Origin of the sequence: Fervidicella metallireducens AeB, from assembly GCF_000601455.1 — a bacterium.
Taxonomy (GTDB): Bacteria; Bacillota; Clostridia; order Clostridiales; family Caloramatoraceae; genus Fervidicella; species Fervidicella metallireducens.
On sequence record NZ_AZQP01000020.1, the window covers coordinates 1 to 25844 of the forward strand.

Genomic DNA, 25844 nt, shown 5'->3' on the forward strand with positions numbered 1-25844 from the left:
CCTTATTTACTATCTAAATAGATTTTAATAAAAAAGATGAAATTTGTCCAACTAATTAATTATGCTAAACAAATAATATTTATACAATTTTTTATAAAAATAGTTGCATAAATATAAATATATTTGTATAATATACACATCAAATAAAAAGGGGAGAGATGATAATGAAAAAAATATTTGTAACTTTTTTAGTAACAGTAATAGTTTTAGGTTTTATAGGGTGTAGCAGCCCAAAGGAATCAAATCAATTAAATTCACTAGAGAAAATTAAAAAATCTGGAATTTTAACAATGGGATTGGATGATTCTTTTCCACCTATGGAGTTTAGAGATGATAACAATAATTTACAAGGTTTTGATATTGATCTTGGTAATGAAATTGCTAAAAAATTAGGTGTAAAAGCTGAATTTATTACAACAGATTTTAATGGGATAATATTAGCACTTACAACAGGTAAGTTTGATATGGTTTTGTCGACATTAAGCATTACAGATGAAAGAAAACAAACCATTGATTTTTCTGAACCGTATATTATGGAAGGTATTATTGTAGCAATAAAGGGAGGTAATTCAACTATTAATAATCTTGAAGATCTAAAGGGAAAAATAATTGCTTGCCAGATGGGGTCAACTAGTGAAAGTGCAGGTCAAAAAATCTCGGGTATAAAAGAATTAAAAAAATATGACAAAATAACTGAAGCTTTTCATGATTTATCTATTGGAAGAATTGATGCAGTTGTTGTTGATGAGCTTGTAGGCAGATATTATATGTCAAAGAAAAGCGGAGAATATGAAGTACTTAAAGATAAATTAAATGATGAGCCAGTGGGAATTGGTTTTAAAAAAGAAGATGTTGAATTAAAGGAAGCAGTTCAAAAGGCAATTGAAGAACTTAAAAAAGATGGGACCCTATCTAAGTTATCAATTAAATGGTTTGGAGTAGATATATATAAATAACAAAATGTATATATATGCAATGAATATACAATAAATTAAGGGGCTTTATACAGGAGGGAATAAATTGGATTTTTCAATAATTAACAGAACTTTGCCTATATTGTTAAAAGGAAGTCTTATGACTATTGAACTTACGGTTTTTACAATTGTTTTAGGCAGTATTTTAGGAATAAGTGTTGGGCTTTTGAAATTATCAAAGAATAAGGTTATTTACTTTATTTCATCTTTATATACATGGATGTTTAGAGGCACACCTTTATTATTACAGCTGTTTTTTTTCTATTATGGATTACCTAATTTAGGATTAAATTTAAGCCCCATGAATGCAGCGATTTTAGGACTTAGTTTAAATTGTGGAGCATATATGGCGGAAATTGTAAGGGGAGGAATTTTATCCATAGATAAAGGGCAATTTGAGGCAGCAAAGGCTTTAGGATTCAACTATATTCAAACTATGCTGAAAATTATCTTGCCACAAACCTATAGAAGATTAATTCCGCCAATTGGAAATCAATTTATTTCCATGCTTAAGGATACTTCATTGGTTTCATCAATTGCAATGGTTGAATTAATGCGCTCTGCTCAACAAATGTATGCAACAACCTTTAAACCAATCGAAATCTTTTTTGTAACTGGTTGTATTTATTTACTTATGACAACAGTATTTACTGCCTTTTTTTCAGTACTAGAGAAAAGATTATCAATATATGAATAGGAGGACAGCATGAATCTTATAGAAGTTAAAAATGCAAATAAGAAATATAATAATTCGGTTGTATTAAATGACATCAATATTGATGTTAAGAAGGGTGAAGTGTTAGTAATAATTGGACCATCTGGTTCGGGAAAAAGTACTTTTCTCCGATGCATAAACAACCTGGAGAGTTTAGATTGTGGCGATGTCTATATAAATGGTGAAAAGGTTAATTTTAAAAACAATAATAGTAAATCTGTAACAAATGTAGGGATGGTATTTCAAAATTTTAACCTGTTTCCCCATATGACTGCTTTACAAAATGTTATGGCTGCACCTGTAATTGTTAAAAAGGAAAAGAAAGAAGAAGTTAAAGAAAGAGCAATTAATCTTTTAGAGAAAGTTGGATTGAAAGATAAAATTAATTGCTATCCTTCAAAATTATCTGGTGGACAAAAGCAAAGAGTAGCCATAGCAAGAGCTTTAGCTATGAATCCAGATATTATACTTTTTGATGAGCCGACATCAGCTCTTGATCCAGAGCTAGTTGGAGAAGTTTTAAATGTAATAAAGGAACTTGCAAAAGAAGGGATGACAATGATTGTTGTAACTCATGAAATGGGGTTTGCACGTGAGATTGCAGATAGAGTCATTTTTATGGAAGATGGAAAAATTTTAGAGGAAGATATACCAGAAATTATTTTTTCAAGACCAAAACACCTAAGAATAAAGCAATTTTTACAAAAGGTGATATAAGGAGAGGAGTAATATTATGAATAATAAAGATAAAGTAGTTTTAGCATATTCAGGTGGATTAGACACTTCGATAATTATACCATGGCTGAAGGAAAATTATGATTTTGAAGTAATTGCCGTATGTGTTGATGTTGGACAAGGGGAAGATATGGCAGAAATAAAAGAAAAGGCTATTAAGACAGGTGCGTCAAAAGTATATATTGAAGATGTTAAAAAAGAATTTGTTGAAGAGTATTTATTTAAGGCGGTAAAAAGTGGAGCAATATATGAAAATAAATACTTGTTAGGAACTTCTTTTGCTAGACCGTTAATTGCTAAAAAATTGGTTGAAGTTGCTCATAAAGAAGGAGCTAAGCATATTTGTCATGGATGTACAGGAAAAGGAAATGATCAGGTACGATTTGAAGTTTCCATAGCGGCCCTTGACCCTGATATTAAAGTTATTGCACCATGGAGAATTTGGAGCATCAAATCAAGGGAGGAAGCAATAGATTATGCACAATTAAAGGGAGTAGATATACCAGTTACAAAAGAAAAGATATATTCAAGAGACCGAAACATATGGCACATAAGTCATGAAGGTGGTGAATTAGAGGATCCACAAAACGAGCATAATTCTGATATGTATTTAATGACTATACCTCCAGAAAAAGCAAAGGATGAGGTATGTTATGTAGATATTTATTTTGACAAGGGTATACCTAAAAAAGTTAATGGAATGGAAATGGAATCAGTTGAAATGATAAATTATCTAAATAAATTAGGTGGAGAAAATGGTATTGGGATTGTTGATTTAATAGAAAACAGACTTGTTGGCATGAAATCAAGAGGAATCTATGAAACACCAGGTGGAACAATTTTATATGCTGCTCACAGTGAATTAGAACATCTGACATTAGATAGAGCAACTATGCATTATAAGAAATTAATTTCATTAAAATATTCAGAATTAGTTTATGATGGTTTATGGTACACAACCCTAAAGGATGCCTTGGATGCTTTTATTGATAAAACTCAGGAAACGGTTACAGGAAATGTAAAATTAAAGCTATACAAAGGAAATATAATGGTTGCAGGAATAAATTCTCCATTTGCATTATATAATCAAAGTATTTCATCCTTTGGAGAAAGTGATCTATATAATCATAAGGATGCAGAAGGATTTATAAACTTATTTGGTCTCCCTGTGAAAATAAAATCCTTAATGAATAATAAATAGAGGAAGGACAGATAATATGAAACTTTGGGGTGGAAGATTTTTAGGAAAAGAAAGTAGGTTAATGGAGGAATTTAATAGTTCTTTGCATGTTGATAAGGTTCTATACAAACAAGATATTCGTGGAAGTATAGCTCATCTAAAGATGTTGGTAAGACAGAATTTATTAACAAATGAAGAGGGAGAAAGGTTAATAAATGGGTTAGTTTCTTTATTAAAGGATATTGAAGAGGGAAAGTTAAAAATTGAGGGAATTTATGAAGATATCCATAGTTTTATAGAAATTAATCTGGTTGACAGGGTTGGAGAAGTAGGAAAAAAACTGCATACTGCCAGAAGTAGAAATGATCAGGTTGCCGTTGATACAAAATTATATGCAAAAGAAAAAGCTTTTGAGATAATAAATGATATAAAGGATTTAATGGATACAATAAAAACTGTTGCAGATGCAAATGAAGCATTAATGCCAGGATATACTCACCTTCAGGCTGCTCAGGTAATTACATTTAAGCATCATATTATGGCATATTATTATATGCTTGAGAGGGATATAAAGCGTATTTTAAATGCCATTGAAATTATGAACGAAAGTCCACTGGGTTGTTGTGCACTTGCAGGTACTACATTTGAAATCGATAGAGAATATACAGCATTGGAGCTAGGGTTTAAAAAGCCTGTAGAGAATTTTTTAGATGGTGTCAGCGACAGGGATTATATTATAGAATTGATATCAGCTTTTTCAATAATCATGATGCATCTGAGCCGATTAAGCGAAGAATTAATCATATGGAGTAGTCAAGAATTTAAATTTGTTGAGATGGATGATGCTTATACAACTGGTAGCAGTATAATGCCTCAAAAAAAGAATCCAGATGCAGCTGAACTAATCAGGGGTAAGACTGGAAGAGTATATGGAGCTTTGATATCAATTTTAACTTTGATGAAGGGGCTTCCTTTAGCATATAATAAGGATATGCAGGAAGATAAAGAGCAGTTTTTTGATGCAATAGTAACAGTTCAAAAAAGCATAATAATGATGAAAGAAGTTATAGCAACACTAAAAATAAATAAAGGAAATATGTTAGAATCTATAAAAAAAGGATTTTTAAATGCTACTGAAATAGCGGATTATTTGGTTAACAAGGGGCTGGAATTTAGAAATGCTCATAAGATTTCAGGTCAGATAGTTGTTTATTGTGAGAAAAATAATAAATTAATAGAAGATTTAAATATTACTGAGTTTAAAATGTTTAGTGATTTGTTCGAAATGGATATTTATGATTTTATTGCTTATGATAACATCATAAGCAAAGGTATAAAAATTAAAATGAAATAATCCTCAAGATTGAGGGTTATTTCATTTTTTATTTATTTAAGTAATGTAACCATATGCTTATTTTAATAAATTAATCGTCTTGTGAATTGAATCAACTGTGTAAATAATTTCATCCAATGTATTAAAATATCCAATACTGAATCGTACGGTACCTTTAGGATAGGTGTTTAGTGTTTTGTGAGCTAATGGTGCACAGTGTAACCCAACTCTTGTCATAATCCCAAAATCTCTCTCAAGAATAAATGCTACTTCTGAATTGTCAAGATTTTTAAAGTCTAAAGAAACAACCGATGTCCGTCCTTCTATACTTTTTAAACCTATTATGTTAAGCTCACTGATATTCTGCAGCTCACCAATGAATCTGCTGGTTAAGTACATCTCCTTATCTTTTATTGCTTTAATACCTATTTTTTGTATGAATTCCACTGAAGCATTTAGACCAAAAATTCCAGGAATATTTAATGTTCCAGATTCGAACTTATCTGGTAGAAAATCAGGTTGAAATTCAGACTCTGATATACTTCCAGTACACCTTCTATAAGGGGATTAAGTTGTTGGGAAAAATCATCTCTGATAATAAAACCTCCTATTCCCTGGGGACCTAGCAGTCCCTTATGGCCTGTGAAGGTTAATGCGCTCAAATTAAAGCTTTTAAAATCTATATCAATACTACCTGCACTTTGGGCAGAATCAAGAACAAAGTATATATTATGATGTTTGCATATTTCGCCAATTTGTTTGACTGGTAATATAGTACCACAAACATTAGAAGCATGTGTCATAATAACCATCTTAGTATTAGGTTTAATATAAGTTTCAAAATGTGTTGGTTCTAAAGTTCCATCTGTGTTACATAAAACAATATCATATTCTACACCTGATTTTGATAAGTTGTTTAAGGGCCTTACAACAGAGTTATGCTCCATTGATGAAATTATTACATGATCGTTTGGCTTTAGGAAGCCTTTAAGTATTGTATTGATACTTTGGGTTATATTAGCAGTAAAAACAACGTTTAAAGGGTTATCAAAATTAAATAACTCACAGAGTTTTGAACGGGTTTCATAGACAATTTGGCCTGCAGAAAAAGACGTTTTATATGTTCCACGACCAACATTTACACCGATATTGTTTATATAATTATTTATTGCAGATGAAACACCTGGAGCTTTGGGAAAGGAAGTAGCGCTGTTATCTAAGTATATGTTTTTCATAATTAATACCTCCAGTTCAGATAATGTTGAAAATAAACTATATAAACATAATATTACTTTTTGGATTAAAATTGAATTATTAAATACATATATTTAAAAATATAAGTTTTCATATAAAATTTGAAAAATTCAGAAAAATGATATAAAATATTTGTAAGGAGGGATAACTATGGCAAAACCATTAATAGGAATCACATGTAATTATCTTTTATCTGAAAAAGAGAACCTATTAGGTCAAGAAGGAAACTATATATCCCAAGCATTTATTGATGCTGTTTTAAAATCTGGAGGAGTACCAATATTAATTCCAATAATAAATTCAGAGGAAGATATTCTGCAAATAATGGATAAGCTTGATGGAATAATACTGTCCAGTGGGTACGACGTTAACCCAATTTATTATGGTGAGGAACCCTCTGTTCATGTTGGATTTACTTATAGTCCAAGGGACATTTTTGAGTTATTTATCGTTAAGGCTGCTATTGAGAGGGATATGCCAATTTTAGGAACGGCAAGAGGACAACAAATAATGACTGTTGCCTTTGGTGGAAAACTATATCAAGATATTAGTGAAAATAAAAATGCATATATTAATCATATTCAAAGGGCCAATATAAATGATATAGGACATTATATTGACATAGTACCTGGAACAAAGTTACATAAAATATTTGATACGGATAGGATGTTGGTTAATAGTTTTCACCATCAGGCAGCTAAAACAGTTCCAGCGAATTTTATAATTTCAGCAACCTCATCGGATGGAATAATTGAGGCAATTGAGCACCAGAGTAAACCAATTATGGCTGTTCAATGGAGACCTGATATTATGATAAAGAAACATCCAGTAATGTTAAAGATATTTAAGGAGTTTATAAGTTGGTGTGAATAGAATATGATTTTAAAAGCCTTGTGGGCTTTTTATTTTTTATTAATATTTCTAGTAACAGTTACATATCTATAAAGGGAGGATGAGAAATAAGAATAACCAGGGAGTGATAAAATGAGATACACCAGATTGGAAATCAAAGGGAAACCATATGATTTATGGATGAAAAACATTATATACTTTTTCTTTATAATACCATTAGTTGCTATGCCCACAGGAAAATTAGTGGCCAAGCATGTTATTATTCCGAACTTCATAAAAATGTATACATCTCAGTCGGATAAAGGAAAAGATGTAATAAGTTTCAAAAGTAGTCATGATATTTATTTGGTTCAAGCAGGAGTTTTTTTAAAAAAGGATAATGCAGAGTCATTTCAGAAATTTTTAAAAACCAAAGATATAAACGCTATTATTTTTAAGGATAAGGAATTTTACAGGGTAATAGCAAAAATTTCTGATTCAAAAATGGAGATAGATAAATTAAATGAAAAAATGCAAACTTTGGGTTATAGTTGTATAATAACTCAGTTTAAATTTGATAACCTTGTAGGTTACGACGAAGATGAAAAAGTAAGTAATTACATGAATATAATATTACAAAATATTTTATTGCAGATAGATTTAATTAATAATGAAAATATAGATAAAAACAAATATGAGTCTCAATACAAGAGAAACATTAGTATTTTAAACAGCGAAGTTGAATATATAAAAAATAGCAATAAAATCGATGAGAAAATAAAAAGATTATTGCAAACTTTAAGTAAAGATTTGCAGGTGTTTATAGACAACAATTCTGACAAAAATATTGATATTATAATTAAAGAGATATATGATTTGAAAAATATTGAGGATTATATAAGGGAAAATAGTTTTAAATAATAATATAATGATATAATATATTTAAAGCCTTATGGTAATAGTTTAAACAAAGGGAGATTAGTTATGAGGGAATTATCGTTACATATAATGGATATTGCTGAGAATTCAGTAACAGCAGGAGCGGATTTAATTGAAATAACAATAGAAGAAAATAGAAATGAAGATTATTTATTGATTCTTGTTAAAGATAATGGCAGCGGTATAGATGAAGAAATGTTAAAGGATATTACCGATCCTTTTGTTACAACAAGGAAGACGAGAAGGGTTGGATTGGGATTATCTTTATTTGAAGCTGCTTGTGTAAGATGTGATGGATATCTAAAGGTTGAATCTAAAAAGCATTACGGTACTAAAATTACTGCTTTTATGAAATATAATCATATAGATAGAGCCCCGTTAGGTAAAGTGGAAGAAACTATTTTGTCTTTATTATTGTACGATAGGATAGATTTAATATATAGACATATTATAAATGAAAAGGAATTTATATTTGAAACAAAGGAGATAAAAAAAATAGTTGGTGAAGATATAAACTCCCCTGAAATATTGCAGTGGATAAAAGAGTATATATCCCAAAATATAAATGCGTTAGAGACATAATATTGGAAAGTTTAGAGAGCCAAATGGCTCTTTTTTTATGAAATGATATTTTGTATAATAAAAAATTGCAATGATAAATCAGTTTTTTAAGTAAAAAGTAGTTGTTTGTAAAGAATTATAATAAATGAAAAATAACATTATTTAAATGACTTGTCTACAATGGTCTAAAATGTTAAACTTATATAAGTGGAATTTTAAAGATTATGTTTAAAATTTTAATTAATAATCAATAATTATAAAAGGGGGATACCCTATGGGAAATCATCCTAACAAAAAAATTGGTTATTTGATTTTACTTCTACTTGTATGTGGTTTATTGGGTACTATAATAGGGGATTGGCTAGGGGATAATTTTAATTCTTTAACCATATTTAAAAATTATATTTTCATTGGAATGCAGAAACCTTTGATTTTAAACTTAAAAATGATTTCAGTTACATTTGCTATTGGATTTAATGTTAATGTACTTTCATTAGTCGGCATGATTTTCGCTTTTATATTATATAAAAAAATGTAGGTGGTATGATGAAAAATATTATATTGGCTTCTTCATCCCCAAGAAGGAAAGAAATATTAGATAATCTTGGAATAAATTTTGAAGTTGTCCCATCAAATTACTGCGAGGAAATGTTAAAGGGGACAGCAGAAGAAATTGTTTGTGAACTAGCCAAAAATAAGGCAATTGAAGTAGCAAAACGCATAAAAAAGGATGCCATTATAATTGCTGCTGACACCCTTGTATACAAGGATTTTATTTTAGGTAAACCTAAAACAGAAAATGAGGCCTTTCAAATGCTTAAGCTATTAAGCGGTGATATGCACAAGGTGGTTACAGGGCTTTTTGTAATTGATACTAAAGACTCATCCTTCTATCAGGAGGTAGAAACAACTAATGTGTTTTTCAAAGAATTGACTGACGAAGAAATATGGGACTATGTATATACAGGTGAACCAATGGATAAGGCGGGTGGATACGGTATACAGGGAAAGGGCAGTTTCTTTGTAAAAAAAATTGATGGTTGCTACTTTAATGTTGTTGGGTTACCAATACATAAATTATACAATATCATGAAAAGGATGGGGGTAAATCTAATAGTAAAGGAAGTGTAAAATGAGGGATAATAACCTTACTATTAAAGATATACCAGTTGAAGATAGGCCTAGAGAAAGATTGATAAAATATGGAGCTGAGGTATTATCTAATGCAGAATTACTTGCTATAATTTTAAGAACTGGAACAAAATCAGAAAGTGCAATAAATATAGCTAACAGGATTTTATCAAGTAAAGATGGATTAGAATTTTTAGTAAATTCCTCAGTCCAGGAACTAAGTAGCATAAAAGGCATTGGTGATGCAAAGGCAGCACAAATAAAAGCAGCTATTGAAATAGGAAAAAGAATGCGCAATTATCGTTCTGATAAAAAATTCAAGATAACCAGTCCTGCAGATGCAGCAGAACTAGTTTTAGAGGATTTAAGATATTTAAAAAAAGAATATTTAAGGGTGATCTTTCTTAATACAAAAAATATTGTTATTGATGTCAAGGACCTATCAATTGGAAGTTTAAGTTCATCAATAGTTCATCCTAGGGAGGTCTTTTGTGAAGCTATAAAGAAAAGTACTTCATCAATAATTATAACGCATAATCATCCTTCTGGAGACCCAACACCCAGTCAGGAAGATATTAATATTACAAAAAGACTTTGCGAGGCTGGGAAAATTATTGGAATTGAAATATTGGATCATTTGATTATTGGAGATGGATGTTATATTAGCCTTAAAGAAAAAGGGATAATATAAAAAATATATTGTAAATATTAATATCATGAAAGGAGTAATGTACATGTCAATATTTGGATTTTCAAAGGATATGGGAATAGATTTAGGTACAGCTAATACGTTAATATATGTTAAAGGAAAGGGTATAGTATTAAGGGAGCCTTCAGTTGTTGCAATTAAGAATGATAACACAAAGCAGACTCTTGCAGTTGGGGATGAAGCTAAAGAAATGATAGGTAGAACTCCAGGAAATATTATGGCGATTAGACCATTAAAGGATGGGGTAATAGCAGATTTCGATGTAACACAAAACATGCTAAAAATGTTCATTAAGAAAGTAACAAACAATAGTGCTTTTGTTAGACCAAGAATAGTTGTTTGTTTTCCTTCAGGTGTAACAGAAGTTGAGAGAAGAGCTATTGAAGAGGCAACAAAACAAGCTGGAGCGAGAGAGGTTTATCTTATGGAAGAGCCAATGGCAGCAGCAGTTGGAGCAGGGTTGCCGGTAAATGAACCAACAGGAAGTATGGTTGTAGATATTGGTGGAGGTACTACCGAAGTTGCAATTATATCTCTAGGTGGTATAGTAACAAGTAAGTCATTAAGAATTGCAGGGGATGAATTAGATCATTCAATAGTTACTTACATTAAGAAAGAATATAGTCTTATGATAGGTGAAAGAACAGCAGAACAAATAAAAATGGAAATAGGCTCAGCTTTTCCAGAAGAAGAAGAAAGAACTATGGACATAAAGGGAAGAGATTTAATATCAGGTTTACCAAAGGTTATAACTATATCTTCTTCTGAAATAAGGGAAGCTCTTAAAGAACCTATAACAGCTATTATAGATGCAATTAAATCTACTTTAGAAAAAACTCCACCAGAATTGGCTGCAGATATTATGGATAAGGGAATAATGCTAACTGGTGGTGGAGCAATGCTTCATGGTTTAGATAAATTGATAAATAAGGAGACACATATGCCTGTTCATATTGCTGAAAATCCACTTGATTGTGTTGCTATAGGAGCAGGAAAATCTTTAGACAATATTGATAGATTAAGCTCAGGAAGAGGATTAGGTTTATCACCAAAGTCTAGATAGAAAGAGGGAGCTAGATGGATTTCTTAAAGAACAAGTTACTAACAATAGTACTTGTTCTTTGTCTTGCATTTACGATATTTGTTGGTGTTACTGCTAATAGAAATGGGAATACCGGTCTTTTTCAAAATATGATTACAACCATAGTAACTCCTGCACAAAAATATGCTTATATCGCCGGACAAAGAATAAGTAATATATATTATTTCATTGCATCCATAACAAATACAAGGAAAGAGAATATAGAGCTAAAAAAAGAAATTGAAATGCTCAATGAAAAAATAGTTGATTATGATAAACTAAAAAGAGAAAATTCAGAGCTGTCCGAATTAATAAGGTTCAAAAACAGCAACATAAACTTGAAAAGTATTGGTGCCAACGTAATTGGGCGTGTTGGTGAAAATTGGTTCCAAATAATTCTTATAGACGTAGGAAGTGTTGATGGAGTAAAAAAAGGTCAATATGTTGTGACAGGACAAGGATTAGTTGGTAGAATTCTTGAGGTTAATAAGACATCATCAAAGGTTTTAACAATCTTTGATGATAAAATTAATTTGCCAGCAAGGATTTCATCAACTGGAGAAGATGGACTAATTAATGGCTTCAGTAGTAGTAATGGAACAGAAAAACTGTGCAAAATGAATTTTCTACCTGAGGATACTAAGGCAAAATTAGATGATGTGGTTGTCACTTCAGATATTATAGTAGATGAGAGTGATTTTACAGTCCCCAATATTTTGATTGGTAAGGTGCAGAAAATTGAAGAAGGGAAATCAAATTTAGAAAAAGTAGCGATTATTAAACCATATGTAGATTTATCAAAAGTTCAAAAGGTTATGGTAATTTTAAAATAAAGGAGAAATTCTTTTGAAAAAATTAAGTTTAATTTTTATCATTTCGTTTTTAGTAATTATTATACAGCAGGCTTTTTTTTCAAGCTTAACTTTTTTAAGTGTAAGTGCTGATGTTATCTATGTTTATATTATTTGCAATTCTTTAATAAGGGATGATATTGAAAGTTTATTTGTTGCACTTTTTTGTGGTTTGATAAAGGATTGCTTTTTTCCTTATTTATTTGGAGTAAATACAATAATTTATATAATAACTGCTTTTTTAGTTGGTAAAATAGAGAAAAAAATATATAAAGATGCTATTGTAATTCCTATGCTCTTTACATTTATAGCAACAATCTTTAAAGGACTATTGTATTATTCATTTTTCTATATAGCTGCATACAATTTTTCTTTTAAAGTTCAAATGTATGGGATTCAACCAATAGAAGCCTTATATAATTCTGTCATAAGTATATTTGTGTATAAATTTATAAAAAAAATCAGTACATTAAATGTTATGCAGCAAGATTGGAATTTTAAAAAAAGGAGAGAGTACAAATAAATGAAAAAAAGAGACGTTAGGATTGTAGCCTTTACATCGGCAGTTATTTTCATATTTGTGCTTCTTGTTTCTCGACTTTTTTATATCCAGATAGTTAATGGAGATGAAATGAGGAGCATTGCCGAAGATAAGGGTGAAAAACCGATTGTTGAACTTGCTCCAAGGGGAGACATATTAGATAGAAATGGCAAAAAAATCGCAACTAGTACACAGACTTTTAATATTGTCATATCGAACCTTGATTCTAAAATAAAAAATGATGAAATTAACCCTGTTTTGCTGGAGACAATAAGAATAATTAACAAGAACAATGATGGGAAAAAAATTAATACTCAATCATTGCCAATCGCTGTGGAAAATAACCAGTTCATTTTTTATTTTAAAATAAAGAGTGAAAGAATTAAAAAGATATGGGAAAAAAGTTTTAAAGAAAGAAATAAAATTGAAGAATCATTTACTGCAAAGGATTCTTTCTACTATTTAGCTGAAAAATATGAACTTTTATCCAAAGACAGTTCTGGAAAAAAGACTTTAAGGTATAATATGAATATTGATGAGGCTTTAAAAGTTATAGCTTTAAGGTTATCTATCAAGGAACAGGCATATTCACAATATAAAACTATTTATATTGCTAAGAATGTAAATCGAAAAACTGCTTTTGCAGTACAGTCAAAAATTCTTGAATTACCAGGTATTCAATGTGAGGTTGCGCCAATGAGGGTTTATCCCTATGGCAATGTAGGTTCAGCTTTTATTGGTCATTTAGGAAGAATATCAGATGAAGAATCACAAACATATAACAGTTTGGGGTATGATATTAATAGAGAGTTAATTGGGAAACTTGGTTTGGAGAAAGTTCTTGAAAACAATAAAGAGTTAAATATAAGTCTGAGAGGTGAACCAGGAGTCAGGTATGTAAGGGTTAATAAATTTGGCAAAGTTATCGGTGAAAATGCAACACTTGATCCTATTCCTGGAGACACTGTAATTACTACAATCAATATGGATGTTCAATTGGCAGCTGAAAAGGCAATGGCTGAAACTTTAGCTAAAATCAGAAGTGGAGAGATAGGAGGAAAACCTTTAAAAAATGCTAATGCTGGTGCTGCAATAGCTATTGACGTAAACACAGGTGAAGTCATAGCCATGGTAAGTTACCCAGGTTTTGATCCAAACATATTTGCTGAAACAGGTTCAATAACCCCTGAAATGTCAAATATTATCTATCCAGATGTAAGCCAGGATAAAGCCAACTTAATACCTTTACCTACTTTGAATTACGCAACAATGGGGCAAGGACCTCCAGGTTCAACCTTTAAACCATTAACAGCTATAGCAGGATTGGAAGAAGGCGTAATAACACCTTCAACAATAATTTATGATTATGGTGTTTATAGAGGTGTTAATGGGTTCAATGGTGCATGTTGGGTATGGAATGAAAGACATCAAACCCATGGACCAACAGATGTAGCAAAGGCCTTACAGGTATCTTGTAATTATTTTTTCTTTGAAGTTGGGAAAAGACTAGGTAGTGAAAAATTTCAAAAATGGGCAGTTAAATTTGGTTTAGCAAGAGATCCAATTACAGGTGAATCTCCTAAATCTGGTATAGAAATTGAGGAGAGGGCAGGCTCTGCAAGTACTGCTACAAAATATAAACGAACAAGAATTAACAGCGTAATGAGAGAAAGAATTTTAAACGTTATAATTGGAAATGTAAAATATGGCGGATATACCTTTACAGAAGGATCAGAAGAATATATTGCCATAAAAAATATGATGTTGGAAGGTCGTTTTGATAAACAAAAATTAAATGAACTTAATATAACCAACGAGAGAACTCAGAAAAAGATTGAATTAGAAATTAACAGGTTTAACAGTGAGGCAAAGAGCATAGGAGAAGTATTGAATGCATCAATAGGACAGGGAGCAACTGAGCTTACACCTTTACAATTAGCAAATTATATTGCCACATTAGTAAATGGTGGTAACAGGTATAAGGTGCATTTAATTAAGCAAGTATTAAATCCTGATGGAACAGTAAAGAAGGATATACAACCAGAAATTTTGGATAAGTTAGCACTAAAAGAACAAAATGTAAAAGCTGTTATAGAAGGGATGGCTAAGGTTACATCTGAGGGAGGAACAGCTGCATGGGTATTTAGGAATTATGAAATTTTAACAGGTGGCAAAACAGGAAGTGCTGAAGTAAGTAAGTTTCAAGAATCCTATGGAAGAAGTGCCTATGGATGGTATGTTGGTTTTGCTCCATTAGATAAACCACAAATAGCCGTAGCTGTTGTAGGATATAATGCTGGCCATGGTAACTCTGTAGCACCAGTAGCAAAAGCAATTTATGATGCATATTTTAAAGTTGGCGCTTATAAAGAGCAAAAAGTCCAAGATGATAGTTTAAACCAACAGAATCAAGTTAACAAAATTCAGAATAATAACCGATGAAAAATGGCTGTCAAATTAGCGTTTTAGTTGCTAATGGGACAGCCATTTTTTTAAAAGTAAATGAGAATTATGTCTGTTCTATAATATTTATTGTATGTTAAAATATAAATGAACTTAAAAAATTATTAAAAATACAGAAGGAAAAAATGAATATTTGAAGAATAAATAGATTATAAGGTACATCTGGAGGTTCACGATGAATACAATTACAATTAAGGGTAATAAAGATGGATTAACGGTTTTTGTAAATTCTGGAACATATGAAGAGATAAAGCGTGAGCTTTCGTCAAGAATCGATAGGGCAAGGGATTTTTTCTCTGGTAGCAAGTTGACTATTGTTGATAATCAAAGCAGGTTAACTAATGAGAATTATGCTGATCTGCAAATGACACTAAGAAAAGAATACAATATAGATTTGCTATATGGTAATCACGAAATAAAAGTTGAAAAAAATGAAAAAATATTTACAGGAATTTATGAAGGAAGAACAAAGTTCATAAAAAATACTGTAAGATCTGGTCAAAAGATTTGCTTCAATGGCAATGTAGTGATAATTGGAGATGTCAATTCAGGTGCTGAGGTAATAGCAACAGGAAATATTATCGTAATGGGAGTTTTAAGAGGTGTGGCACATGCAGGAAGCAATGGAAATAAAAGAGCTATCGTTTGTTCCTATATGCTTCAACCATCACAACTTAGGATAGCAGATATTATTTCTAGATCACCAGATGATTATAAAGGTAAACCAAAGACACCGGAAATTGCAAAAATAAAGGATAATTTAATAGTAATTGAGCCTTATCTGCCAAATAAATATTTTTAAATTGGAGGTAAAATTGTATGGGTATTTCAATTGTTATAACGTCAGGTAAAGGTGGAGTAGGAAAAACAACAACAACAGCCAATATAGGTACTGCTCTAGCCATGCAAAATAAAAAAGTAGTGGTTGTTGATGCTGATACAGGTTTGAGAAATTTAGATCTTCATTTAGGTCTTGAAAATAGAATTGTTTATAACCTAGTTGATGTTGTTGAGGGAACCTGCAGATTAAAACAAGCATTGATAAAAGACAAACGTTTTGATAATTTATTTTTACTGCCAACAGCTCAGACTAAGGATAAGACTGCTGTAACTCCAGAGCAAATGTTAGAGTTAATCGAAAATTTAAAGAAGGATTTTGATTTTATAATAATAGATTGCCCAGCTGGTATAGAACATGGTTTTGAGAATGCTGTTGCTGGTGCAGATAAAGCTATAGTTGTTACGACACCTGAGGTTTCAGCTGTAAGGGATGCAGATAGAATAATAGGAAAACTAGAAGCTAAAGGCCTTGAGGATCATCAATTAATTATAAATAGAATTAAATATGACATGACAAAAAAAGGAGAAATGCTAAACATAGATGATATGACAGATATATTAGCTATAAAATTGTTAGGGATTGTTCCAGATGATGAGAAAATAGTTATATCGACTAACAGAGGTGAACCAGCAGTTACTTATGATTCATCAAAGGCAGGACAAGCATATAGAAATATTGCTAAGCGAATTTTAGGAGAAGAAGTTCCATTTATAAACTTAGATGATGAAGAACAAGGTTTTTTTGCATCGTTGAAGAAAATTTTTTTCAAAAAATAGGAGGTAGATTATAATGGATTTGTTCAAGATATTTTCAAAGGAACCTCCCTCAAAGGATTTAGCAAAGGAACGACTTAAATTGATTTTAATACACGACAGGGCAAATGTATCACCTCAGTTTCTTGAGATGGTCAAGGGAGATATCATTAAAATAATATCCGATTATGCTGAAATTGATGAAAAAGGACTTGAAATAAAATTAACCCGTTCAGGGAAACAGGGAGAGGATGTTCCTGCTTTGGTTGCAAATATTCCAATTAAAAAAATGAAGGAGATTGGAAGATAAGGATTTAATTCTTATCTTTCGTTATTTTAAAACAGACTAATTTATGCTATAATCAACATGATTAAAAATTATGAGGTGTAAGCATAATGATTTTGGATAAGAAAATTTTTAAGAATCTAGATTATAGCATAATAATTAGTATTTTTCTATTAGTTTTTATAGGACTTTTGACTATAAGTAGTGCAACAAGAGTATATTTAGGAGGAACACCCAGGTATGTTATTTCACAAGCTGTATGGTTTTTAGTATCTATTTGTGTTGGAGTTGTTATTCTGAATATAGATTACAACTCCATCGGTGGATATTATAAAATCCTTTATATAAGTTCTATAATACTATTGATTTTAGTTTTATTAATTGGTTCAGAAAGAAATGGTGCCAAAGCCTGGTTAGGTATTGGTCCATTTGGAGGTCAGCCATCAGAACTGGCAAAAATAGCAACTATTATAACAATTTCAAAACTGCTTGAAGATATGGAGAATATAAATAATTTAAAAAATCTTGGAAAGTTAGCCTTTGTTGCCATTTTACCTATGGCTTTAATACAACTCCAACCTGATTTAGGAACAAATCTAATATTTGCAGTTACTATATTTGGTATGTTGTTCACAGCAGGGTTAGACAAACGTATAATATATGGTGGAATTGTTTCCCTGGCTACATCGGTTATTGCTGTATGGGAATTGGGTATTTTAAAAAGCTATCAAAAGGATAGAATATTAGTGTTTTTTAGACCGGAATTAGATAGATTAGGTTCAGGATATAATGCCTATGTAGCAAAAACAGCTATTGGTTCAGGAAAATTCTTTGGTATGGGCTTATTTAACGGCATACAGTCGTCAGGAAATTTTATTCCAGAGTCACATACTGACTTTATTTTCTGTGTTTTTGCTGAAGAGTGGGGTTTTTTAGGTGCCGTGGTATTACTAGTTCTTTTTCTGAATATCATTTTGAAAAGTATAAATATTGCCAGCACATCTAAGGATAAATTTGGTAAATATTTAACTATAGGTATAATAACAATGATAACATTCCAGGTTCTTCAAAATATTGGAATGGACATTGGGCTGATGCCTATTACAGGAATACCACTTCCATTTATAAGTTATGGAGGAAGTTCACTTTTAACAACAGTTGTATCGATTTCATTAATATTGAATGTAGGAGCAAGGAGAAAGAAAATTAATTTTTAAGGAGACATAATTATGAGAATTGCATTAATAGCCCACGATAAGAAAAAAGATGATATGGTTCGATTTGTATTAAAACACAGGGATAAGCTTAGCAAACATGAGTTATTTGCCACAGGTACCACAGGAATGAGAATATCGGAAGCCTCAGGCCTTGAAGTATTTAGATTTTTATCAGGTCCTTTAGGTGGGGACCAACAAATTGGATCAAAGATAGCATGCGGAAAAATGGATATGGTTATTTTTTTAAGGGATCCATTAACTGCGCAGCCTCATGAACCAGATATAACTGCATTATTGAGATTATGTGATGTTCATGATGTACCTTTAGCAACAAATATAGGAACAGCAGATTTATTAATGGAGGTATTAGATTAAAAAGCAGCTTCGGCTGCTTTTTTTATTTTATAACGAATTATGAATAATTTTATTTAATATAATAGTATATAAATTTAATATGGGGGTGGGTAAATGTATTATCAGGCAAAAAATAAAAATAACATACATAGGAATAAATTCCTAGAAAAAACATCTATAAGATTACTCAGCGTTTTATTGATACTCTTATTATTGTTGTTAATAAAATACACAAAAAATAGTGTAGGTGAGAAAATTAGTGGATATGTACAAAAAGTTTTTTATTCAGATTATACTGAAGAAACCAAGGATGTATTCAATAATTTGATACCTAAAATAAAGGATGTTGTAAATAACGAAATTAATAAGGATGAAGATTCTGTAGAATTTCATTTCAATTTTATGCCCATAGAAGGTACAATTCAAGATAATCAAAAAACAGGTATTTCAGATACACAAGTCAATGAAAATTATGTTGATTGGCTTGAAATTCAAAGTAATATAGATTCGAAGGTAAAGTGTATCTCAAGTGGAACTGTTGAGTATAAGTATCAGGATAAAGATTTAAACTGGGTTGTTGTTGTGAAGCATAATGACACTTACAAGTCAGTTTACGCAAATTTAACTAAGACTAATGTAAATATTGGTGATTCTTTAGATGAGGGTTTGATAATAGGTGAATTAGGTTCTGTTGATATTAATAATAAAAAAGTGTATGTCCTGAAATTTAAGCTTCTAGAGGGTGAAAAAATAGTCAATCCTCTTGATTATAAATATAGTAATATTTAGCAGAGGAAATAATGTTAGAAAAGTTAAAAATACTTCTATATTTTTTGATGATTATCTTAACTTATTTATTTTTTCATAACTATGAATTATTGATATATATGATATCAATTTCTTTACATGAAATCTCACATTGTTTGGTAGGAGTTTGCTTAGGATATTCTATCAGAAGTATTAAGATATACCCTTTTGGGTTATCTGTAAGATTCAAACAAAAATATATTAAACCTTTAGATGATTTTATAATTACTTTGTCTGGCCCATTAATTAATTTATTAATTTATTGCATATTTTTATGTATTTCAAAAAATGTTCCTTATTTTAAGTTTATATGGAGGGCTAATTTAGTTTTATTTATTTTCAACATGTTGCCAGCCAATTTTTTGGATGGAGGTCGTATACTTAAAATTATTTTAAAGTTTTATTTCAATTATTTTTGGGGATATACTATAACAAATTTGATTGGATTTATTTTTGGATGTATAATACTTTTTGAAGCATTTCATATTCAGCAGCATTATAAATCAATGCTATTTGTTTTATTAGGTTTCTATTTCATTTATAAAGGATATTGTAATCAGAGGGACATTAAGTTGTATATAATAGATGACTTGCTTTTCAAGTCTGTACTTTTAAAGAAAAAAGATATTTTTAAAGAAAAAAACAAATTCTATGAAAAAAATTCAAAAATTCTTGATATAATAAGGTTTTTTTGTTTTAATAAATATCATGTAATTTATTTTAGGGATGAGGATAGAATAATAAATAAAATCAGTGAAAAGCAGTTAATTTCAATATATTTTAAATATGGAAACCTGACTTTATCAGAATGTCTTCAAAAGATTGAGATACGGGAGGAATAGAGATGGTTCGAGTTACAAATGAACTGTTAAGTAAAGTTACAAAACCTGCAAGATATACTGGAGGAGAGTTTAATGAGGTGAAAAAGAATCCAAATGATGTTTCAATAAGATTTGCCATGTGCTTTCCAGATGTCTACGAAGTAGGTATGTCACATCTTGGAATTAAAATATTGTATCATATTATAAACCAAAGGGAAGATTCCTATTGTGAGAGAGTTTTTGCACCATGGATTGATATGGAAGACCTTATGAGAAAAAACAATATTCCTTTATTTACCCTTGAAACAAAGAGTGAAGTGAAAAAATTTGATTTGGTTGGGTTTACTTTGCAATATGAGATGAGCTATACAAATATTTTGAATATGTTAAATCTAGCAGGTATACCTTTATTATCATGTGAAAGAGAAGGGTATCCTTTTGTTATGTTCGGGGGGCCATGTGCATATAATCCTGAACCTTTGGCAGAAATTGCAGACTTTTTTGTTTTAGGAGAAGCTGAAGAAGTTATTCAGGAAATTTTAGATACATACAAAGAATGGAAAGATAATAATGGCAAGAGAAATGAGTTTTTAGAAAAAGTATCACAAATTGAAGGAGTTTACGTACCTGCTTTTTATGAAGTCACATATAACAATGATGGTACAATAAAAGAAAGAATACCCCAAAAAAATCATTATCCAAAAAAAATAACGAAACGCATTGTAAAGAATTTAGACGAAAGTGTGTATCCAGATAAATTAATAGTACCCCTTACAGAAATAGTACATGACAGAGTAGTATTAGAAACCTTCAGAGGATGTACTAGGGGATGTCGATTCTGTCAGGCAGGAATGATATATAGACCAGTAAGAGAAAGAAAAACAGAGACCTTGTTAAAACTTGCTGAAAATTTACTCAAAAACACTGGTTATGATGAGATATCCCTTACCTCTTTAAGTATTTGTGATTACTCAGATATTAACAATCTAGTAAGGAAATTAATGGAGAAATATGAGGACAAAAAGGTAGGAGTATCACTTCCATCTTTGAGAATAGATTCTTTTTCTGTTGATTTAATCAATGAGATACAGAAGGTTAGAAAAACTGGTTTAACATTTGCACCTGAGGCAGGATCCCAAAGGATGAGGGATGTTATAAATAAAGGTGTTACTGAAGAGGATTTGATTAATTCTGTAACAAGTGCATTTATGTCAGGTTGGAGCAAAATAAAACTATATTTTATGATTGGATTACCATTTGAGACAATGGAAGATGTGGAAGGAATAGCAGAGTTGTCTGAGAAAGTAGTTGATGCATATTATTCAGTGCCAAAAGAAAAGAGAAAAAAAGGACTAAATATAACAGTAAGTACATCCTCCTTTGTACCAAAGCCTTTTACTCCATTTCAATGGGAAGAACAAAATAGGATTGACTTATTAGTAGAAAAACAAAAACATCTAAAGTCATTGATAAAAAACAGAAACATTTCATATAGCTGGCATGAGTCACCTGTGAGTTTTTTAGAAGGTGTATTTTCTCGAGGAGACAGAAAACTGGGAAAAGTTTTGATAAGGGCATGGGAAAAAGGTTGCAGGTTTGATGGATGGCAGGAGATGTTTAAGTTTCAGGAATGGATGGAGGCATTTAAAGAATGTAACATAAATCCTGAATTTTATGTTTACAGAAAACGAGAACTAGATGAAATACTTCCATGGGACTTTATTGATATTGGTGTTTCAAAAGAGTACTTAATCAGGGAATATGAAAAGGCAAAAATGGAAGCTTTAACGAGAGATTGTAGATTAGGATGTACGGGTTGTGGAATAACATCATACTTACAAGGAGGGGAATGTTTCAATGGAGCGAATATTGATAAAGTTCACTAAACTTAAAGCAGCAAGATTTATATCACACCTTGATACAATGAGAACCTTACACAGAGCATTTAGAAGGGCAGATATTCCAATTTCTTATTCAAAAGGTTTTAACCCTCATGCAAGCATTTCTATAGCTGCTCCATTGTCATTAGGAGTAGGTAGCAAAGCTGAATATGCAGATATAGAAATCAATGATTATCAAAACACAAAAAACATAAAGGAAGGTTTAAATTCTTCTCTTCCTGAGGGAATTGAAATAACAGATGTTGTTATTATAAATGAAAGAATGCCAGCTTCAATGGCAGTTGTTGAAGCAGCATCATATAACGTCATATTAAATCATTGTGCAAAGCCAAATGAAGTTTTAGCATTAATAAATAAAATCTTATCAATGGAGGTTATAGAGAGAACTAAAAAAACAAAATCAGGGGAAAAATTAGTGAATATAAGACCGTTAATCGATGATATCAAGGTTGTTAATATATCAAAGGATTACGTGGAATTCAAATTTTTACTAAAAACAGGTAGCAGAGCTAATGTTGGAGCTGAAGTGATATCAGATTTGGTAAAGGAGTTATCAGAGGGGAAGATTTTTGGCTATGCTGATATAGTACGTGAAGAGCTTTATGGAATAAAAAATAATAATTATATTGATTTAATTTCCTTATTTTCAAGGAAGTGATATGATGAAAGAAGTATACATAGATGCAGGAATTACCCAAAACAGAGCATTGGTAATTAATGATGGTAGAGTAACTGACTTGATTATAGAAAACAATGACAACTATAATATAACAGGAAATATTTATTTTGGAAGGGTAGAAAATATTGTTCCAGCTTTAAATGCAGCTTTTATAAATATTGGCACTTCTAAGAATGCAATATTAGATTTAAATGAATGCCTTGATAACAAAAACATAAAAAGAGGACAGGGGATTTTGGTTCAGGTTGTAAGAGAGGGAGTTAAAGAGAAGGGGCCAAAAGTCACAACCAATATCAGCATACCTGGAAAGACTGTTGTATTACTTCCTTTTGAAAAGGGAATATTTATATCAAATAAAATTGAAAAGACTTCAAAAACAGAAGAATTAAAAAAAGAAGTCAAAATAATGTTACGAAATGAATTCGGTGTGATATTAAGAACAGAAGCCTTCCATGAAAGTACAGAAATGATTGAAAATGAAATTGAAGAATTAAGAAATTTTTGGAATAAGATAAAAAACAATATACAATTTATTAAACCTCCTTTGATGATATTTAACTCTAAGGATTTTTATAGTTACGTTTTAAGGGAAATAATAAAATCTGATGTGGAGCGAATATATGTTAACAGGCATGATGTATGTGAATACATTAAACAAGAAATTTCAGGAAAAAAAACAGAAAAGGTTGACAAGACAAAATCTGTTATTTATGACATCAATATTTTTGATAAAATTGAAAAAACCATTATGAATTCATTAAATGATAAAATAACACTTACGTCTGGTGGATTTTTAGTTATTGATGAAACAGAGGCTTGTGTTGTAATAGATGTTAACAGTGGGAATTATATTTGTGGCTCTAATATCGATGAAACTATTTTAAAAACAAATATTGAGGCAATAGATGAAATATATAATGCTGTAACACTTAGAAATTATTCAGGGATTATAATTATCGATTTTATCAATATGATGGATGAAAAACACAAAGAAAAAGTTTTAGAAGAAATTAAAATGAGATTTAAAGAGGATAAAATTAAAAATGATATCTATGGCTTCACAAGTCTTGGACTTTTAGAAATGTCCAGAGCTAAAAAAGGACAAAGTCTTGCTGGTTTCATATATAAAAAAACTGATAGACAGAGATTAACTACGGCATATATTTTAAAATTAATTGAGAATGAATGTGTTAAAAGAAGTAAATTTTATAATATAAGGGAATTTAATATAGAAATTTCTCCTGAGACCTATGAAGAATTTCTAAGCAAATATCAATTTTTTATACAAGGTATGAAAGATAACTATGATATTAATGTCATAGTTAAAAAATCAAACGTTGTACGTAATTATCGCATTGCAAGTTTAGATACTAAGAAAGATTTTGTTAAAGTTGAATTTGAAGATAAAAGGATTTTTGGAGAAATTATAGATTTTTCTTTTAATTCTGATGCTGATGAAATTATTTTTAAAATTAAGAGTAATAATAAGTTGACAAAAACTTTGGATTTATGATATTATGTCTTTTGTAGACCGCTCGGGGCGGGCTGAAAACACTTTTGGTGTGCCTGGTCCTACGGCGAGACTGGTATGAGGAGGTGTTTGCATGTACGCAATCATAGCAACAGGAGGAAAACAATACAAAGTTCAAGAAGGTGACATCCTATTTGTTGAAAAGTTAGCAGCAGAAGTTGATTCAGAAGTTGAACTTAACGATGTGCTTGCTGTTTCAAAGGATGGCAAATTAACGATTGGTTCACCAGTAGTTGAGGGAGCTAAAGTTGTTGCAAGAGTTGTGAAACACGGAAAGGCAAAGAAGATTATAGTTTTCAAGTTTAAGAAAAAGAAAGACTATAGAAGAAAACAAGGCCACCGTCAACCATATACTCAAATAAAGATCGAAAAGATCGAAGCTTAATTGATAAATACCCTTTAAGAGGAGGTGTAATTAATGGCTCATAAGAAAGGTGTCGGTAGTTCCAAGAACGGTAGAGATAGTGAATCCAAAAGACTTGGTGCCAAGAGAGCTGATGGGCAATTTGTTCTTGCAGGAAATATACTTGTAAGACAAAGAGGTACAAAGATTCACCCAGGTGAAAATGTTGGAATAGGTAAAGATGATACTTTATTTGCTACTATAGATGGTATAGTTAGATTTGAAAGATTAGGAAGAGATAAAAAGAAGGTTAGTGTTTATCCACAAGATATAGCACAATAATGAAAAAACGCCCTTATGGGTGTTTTTTATTGATAAAATTGTCTTTTATCTATATTTATACTTAAGAGGGAGAGGTGTGAATGTTTGGAATTTAAAGAGGAGTATTTGAGTTATGTTGTTGAGCAGTTAAGAATGCAGAGACATGATTTTATGAATTTTCTCCAAGTTATATATGGTTATTTGCAATTAAACAAACCTCAAGAAGCAATGGAGTATTTAAGGGAAATCAATAAGAAACTTATGGTGTTAAGTGCGTTACATAATTTAGAGTATCCAGCTTTAGCTTTAGCGTTGCAAGATTTTATAATAAGAAATGAGAAAAAAAATATCAATGTCAATTTCTACAGTGAATTAGAAGAAATACCTAAAAAATATATATCCACAGGTATGGATAAATTGAAAGAAATTATCAATGTAATTGAAAAGTACACAGATAAAGAGATTGGAAAGTTGAAAAATAAAGAATTAAACATAGAAATTTATGAGGAAAATGAAAAATTAATTATAAAATTTGCAAGTACAGATTCATTATTAAATTTAATTTCCTTAAATAAATTTAAAGGAACTGTAGAAAATATTCTTGAAGATAATATTTATGGAAACAGTGTCAATTTGTATAACAATGGAGATGATATGCTTATTATTTGGCAAATAAATTAAACTTGTAAAAGT

General features: G+C 30.6%; 28 protein-coding genes and 2 pseudogenes. 29 read left to right on the top strand and 1 reads right to left on the bottom strand.

Features of this window, described 5'->3' with window-relative positions:
- The first annotated feature begins 164 nt into the window (after nucleotides 1–164).
- The 5 genes from Q428_RS07330 to argH all read left to right on the top strand — a co-directional run bounded on the left by Q428_RS07330 (nucleotide 165) and on the right by argH (nucleotide 4958).
- Complete coding sequence (locus tag Q428_RS07330) at nucleotides 165–956, top strand: ABC transporter substrate-binding protein (protein ID WP_035379621.1); 792 nt, start codon at nucleotides 165–167, stop codon at nucleotides 954–956.
- A gap of 64 nt (nucleotides 957–1020) precedes the next feature.
- Entirely contained in the window at nucleotides 1021–1671 is a 651-nt protein-coding gene (locus Q428_RS07335) for an amino acid ABC transporter permease (RefSeq protein WP_035379622.1), read from the top strand.
- 9 nt (nucleotides 1672–1680) lie between these two features.
- The gene (locus Q428_RS07340) at nucleotides 1681–2406 is read left to right on the top strand and encodes an amino acid ABC transporter ATP-binding protein (protein WP_035379623.1); all 726 of its coding nucleotides are present in this window, start codon (nucleotides 1681–1683) and stop codon (nucleotides 2404–2406) included.
- Nucleotides 2407–2422: 16 nt separating this feature from the next.
- Nucleotides 2423–3625, top strand: a complete 1203-nt coding sequence (locus tag Q428_RS07345; RefSeq protein ID WP_035379625.1) for an argininosuccinate synthase — start codon at nucleotides 2423–2425, stop codon at nucleotides 3623–3625.
- 16 nt (nucleotides 3626–3641) lie between these two features.
- Nucleotides 3642–4958, top strand: coding sequence for an argininosuccinate lyase (gene argH / locus Q428_RS07350; RefSeq protein ID WP_035379626.1), 1317 nt, complete (start codon nucleotides 3642–3644; stop codon nucleotides 4956–4958).
- 57 nt (nucleotides 4959–5015) lie between these two features.
- Here the strand turns inward: argH and Q428_RS07355 are convergent.
- Nucleotides 5016–6172 (bottom strand): annotated as a pseudogene (locus tag Q428_RS07355) (aminotransferase class V-fold PLP-dependent enzyme).
- Between the two features lie 169 nt (nucleotides 6173–6341).
- On the opposite strand from Q428_RS07355, the gene Q428_RS07360 reads away from it, so the two are divergent.
- From Q428_RS07360 to Q428_RS07470, 24 genes and pseudogenes are all read left to right on the top strand, one after another.
- On the top strand, nucleotides 6342–7064 hold the full coding sequence (locus tag Q428_RS07360) for a gamma-glutamyl-gamma-aminobutyrate hydrolase family protein (protein ID WP_035379628.1): 723 nt from the start codon (nucleotides 6342–6344) through the stop codon (nucleotides 7062–7064).
- 111 nt (nucleotides 7065–7175) lie between these two features.
- Nucleotides 7176–7943, top strand: coding sequence for an SPOR domain-containing protein (locus Q428_RS07365; protein WP_035379630.1), 768 nt, complete (start codon nucleotides 7176–7178; stop codon nucleotides 7941–7943).
- A gap of 63 nt (nucleotides 7944–8006) precedes the next feature.
- Entirely contained in the window at nucleotides 8007–8543 is a 537-nt protein-coding gene (locus Q428_RS07370) for an ATP-binding protein (protein WP_035379632.1), read from the top strand.
- Nucleotides 8544–8796: 253 nt separating this feature from the next.
- Nucleotides 8797–9060 (top strand): DUF4321 domain-containing protein, encoded by a 264-nt coding sequence (locus tag Q428_RS07375; RefSeq protein ID WP_035379634.1) that lies wholly within the window; start codon nucleotides 8797–8799, stop codon nucleotides 9058–9060.
- 8 nt (nucleotides 9061–9068) lie between these two features.
- Nucleotides 9069–9653 (top strand): Maf family protein, encoded by a 585-nt coding sequence (locus tag Q428_RS07380; RefSeq protein WP_035379636.1) that lies wholly within the window; start codon nucleotides 9069–9071, stop codon nucleotides 9651–9653.
- 1 nt (nucleotide 9654) lies between these two features.
- Nucleotides 9655–10344: a RadC family protein gene (gene radC, locus Q428_RS07385; RefSeq protein ID WP_035379638.1), complete on the top strand. Its 690-nt coding sequence runs from the start codon at nucleotides 9655–9657 to the stop codon at nucleotides 10342–10344.
- Nucleotides 10345–10387: 43 nt separating this feature from the next.
- A complete protein-coding gene (locus tag Q428_RS07390) occupies nucleotides 10388–11425 on the top strand; it encodes a rod shape-determining protein (protein WP_035379640.1) in 1038 nt (345 codons plus the stop codon).
- Nucleotides 11426–11439: 14 nt separating this feature from the next.
- Nucleotides 11440–12276, top strand: coding sequence for a rod shape-determining protein MreC (gene mreC / locus Q428_RS07395; RefSeq protein ID WP_035379642.1), 837 nt, complete (start codon nucleotides 11440–11442; stop codon nucleotides 12274–12276).
- A gap of 13 nt (nucleotides 12277–12289) precedes the next feature.
- Nucleotides 12290–12817: a rod shape-determining protein MreD gene (mreD, locus tag Q428_RS07400; protein ID WP_035379644.1), complete on the top strand. Its 528-nt coding sequence runs from the start codon at nucleotides 12290–12292 to the stop codon at nucleotides 12815–12817.
- Nucleotides 12818–15277 (top strand): penicillin-binding transpeptidase domain-containing protein, encoded by a 2460-nt coding sequence (locus tag Q428_RS07405; RefSeq protein ID WP_035379646.1) that lies wholly within the window; start codon nucleotides 12818–12820, stop codon nucleotides 15275–15277.
- A gap of 196 nt (nucleotides 15278–15473) precedes the next feature.
- A complete protein-coding gene (minC, locus tag Q428_RS07410; RefSeq protein ID WP_035379648.1) occupies nucleotides 15474–16100 on the top strand; it encodes a septum site-determining protein MinC in 627 nt (208 codons plus the stop codon).
- A gap of 17 nt (nucleotides 16101–16117) precedes the next feature.
- Nucleotides 16118–16915, top strand: a complete 798-nt coding sequence (gene minD, locus Q428_RS07415) for a septum site-determining protein MinD (protein ID WP_035379650.1) — start codon at nucleotides 16118–16120, stop codon at nucleotides 16913–16915.
- Nucleotides 16916–16928: 13 nt separating this feature from the next.
- Complete coding sequence (gene minE / locus Q428_RS07420; protein WP_201769266.1) at nucleotides 16929–17201, top strand: cell division topological specificity factor MinE; 273 nt, start codon at nucleotides 16929–16931, stop codon at nucleotides 17199–17201.
- Nucleotides 17202–17287: 86 nt separating this feature from the next.
- Nucleotides 17288–18394, top strand: coding sequence for a rod shape-determining protein RodA (rodA, locus tag Q428_RS07425; protein ID WP_035379653.1), 1107 nt, complete (start codon nucleotides 17288–17290; stop codon nucleotides 18392–18394).
- Nucleotides 18395–18406: 12 nt separating this feature from the next.
- Entirely contained in the window at nucleotides 18407–18769 is a 363-nt protein-coding gene (gene mgsA / locus Q428_RS07430; protein WP_035379654.1) for a methylglyoxal synthase, read from the top strand.
- 93 nt (nucleotides 18770–18862) lie between these two features.
- The gene (locus tag Q428_RS07435) at nucleotides 18863–19537 is read left to right on the top strand and encodes a M23 family metallopeptidase (protein ID WP_035379656.1); all 675 of its coding nucleotides are present in this window, start codon (nucleotides 18863–18865) and stop codon (nucleotides 19535–19537) included.
- 98 nt (nucleotides 19538–19635) lie between these two features.
- Nucleotides 19636–19827 (top strand): annotated as a pseudogene (locus tag Q428_RS16650) (site-2 protease family protein); the annotation flags it as partial.
- Between the two features lie 300 nt (nucleotides 19828–20127).
- A complete protein-coding gene (locus Q428_RS15140; RefSeq protein ID WP_152539086.1) occupies nucleotides 20128–20397 on the top strand; it encodes a hypothetical protein in 270 nt (89 codons plus the stop codon).
- Between the two features lie 2 nt (nucleotides 20398–20399).
- Nucleotides 20400–22262, top strand: coding sequence for a TIGR03960 family B12-binding radical SAM protein (locus Q428_RS07445; protein WP_035379659.1), 1863 nt, complete (start codon nucleotides 20400–20402; stop codon nucleotides 22260–22262).
- Entirely contained in the window at nucleotides 22234–22935 is a 702-nt protein-coding gene (locus Q428_RS07450) for a TIGR03936 family radical SAM-associated protein (protein WP_035379660.1), read from the top strand. The genes Q428_RS07445 and Q428_RS07450 overlap by 29 nt, the downstream gene beginning before the upstream one ends.
- A 4-nt stretch (nucleotides 22936–22939) precedes the next feature.
- Nucleotides 22940–24469 carry an Rne/Rng family ribonuclease gene (locus Q428_RS07455; protein ID WP_161633603.1) on the top strand — a complete coding sequence of 510 codons (1530 nt, stop codon included), beginning with the start codon at nucleotides 22940–22942 and terminating at the stop codon, nucleotides 24467–24469.
- 91 nt (nucleotides 24470–24560) lie between these two features.
- Nucleotides 24561–24872, top strand: a complete 312-nt coding sequence (gene rplU, locus Q428_RS07460; protein WP_035379663.1) for a 50S ribosomal protein L21 — start codon at nucleotides 24561–24563, stop codon at nucleotides 24870–24872.
- A 33-nt stretch (nucleotides 24873–24905) separates the two neighbouring features.
- Nucleotides 24906–25172, top strand: a complete 267-nt coding sequence (gene rpmA, locus Q428_RS07465) for a 50S ribosomal protein L27 (protein WP_035379664.1) — start codon at nucleotides 24906–24908, stop codon at nucleotides 25170–25172.
- Nucleotides 25173–25256: 84 nt separating this feature from the next.
- On the top strand, nucleotides 25257–25832 hold the full coding sequence (locus Q428_RS07470; RefSeq protein ID WP_035379666.1) for a Spo0B domain-containing protein: 576 nt from the start codon (nucleotides 25257–25259) through the stop codon (nucleotides 25830–25832).
- Nucleotides 25833–25844 lie beyond the last annotated feature (12 nt).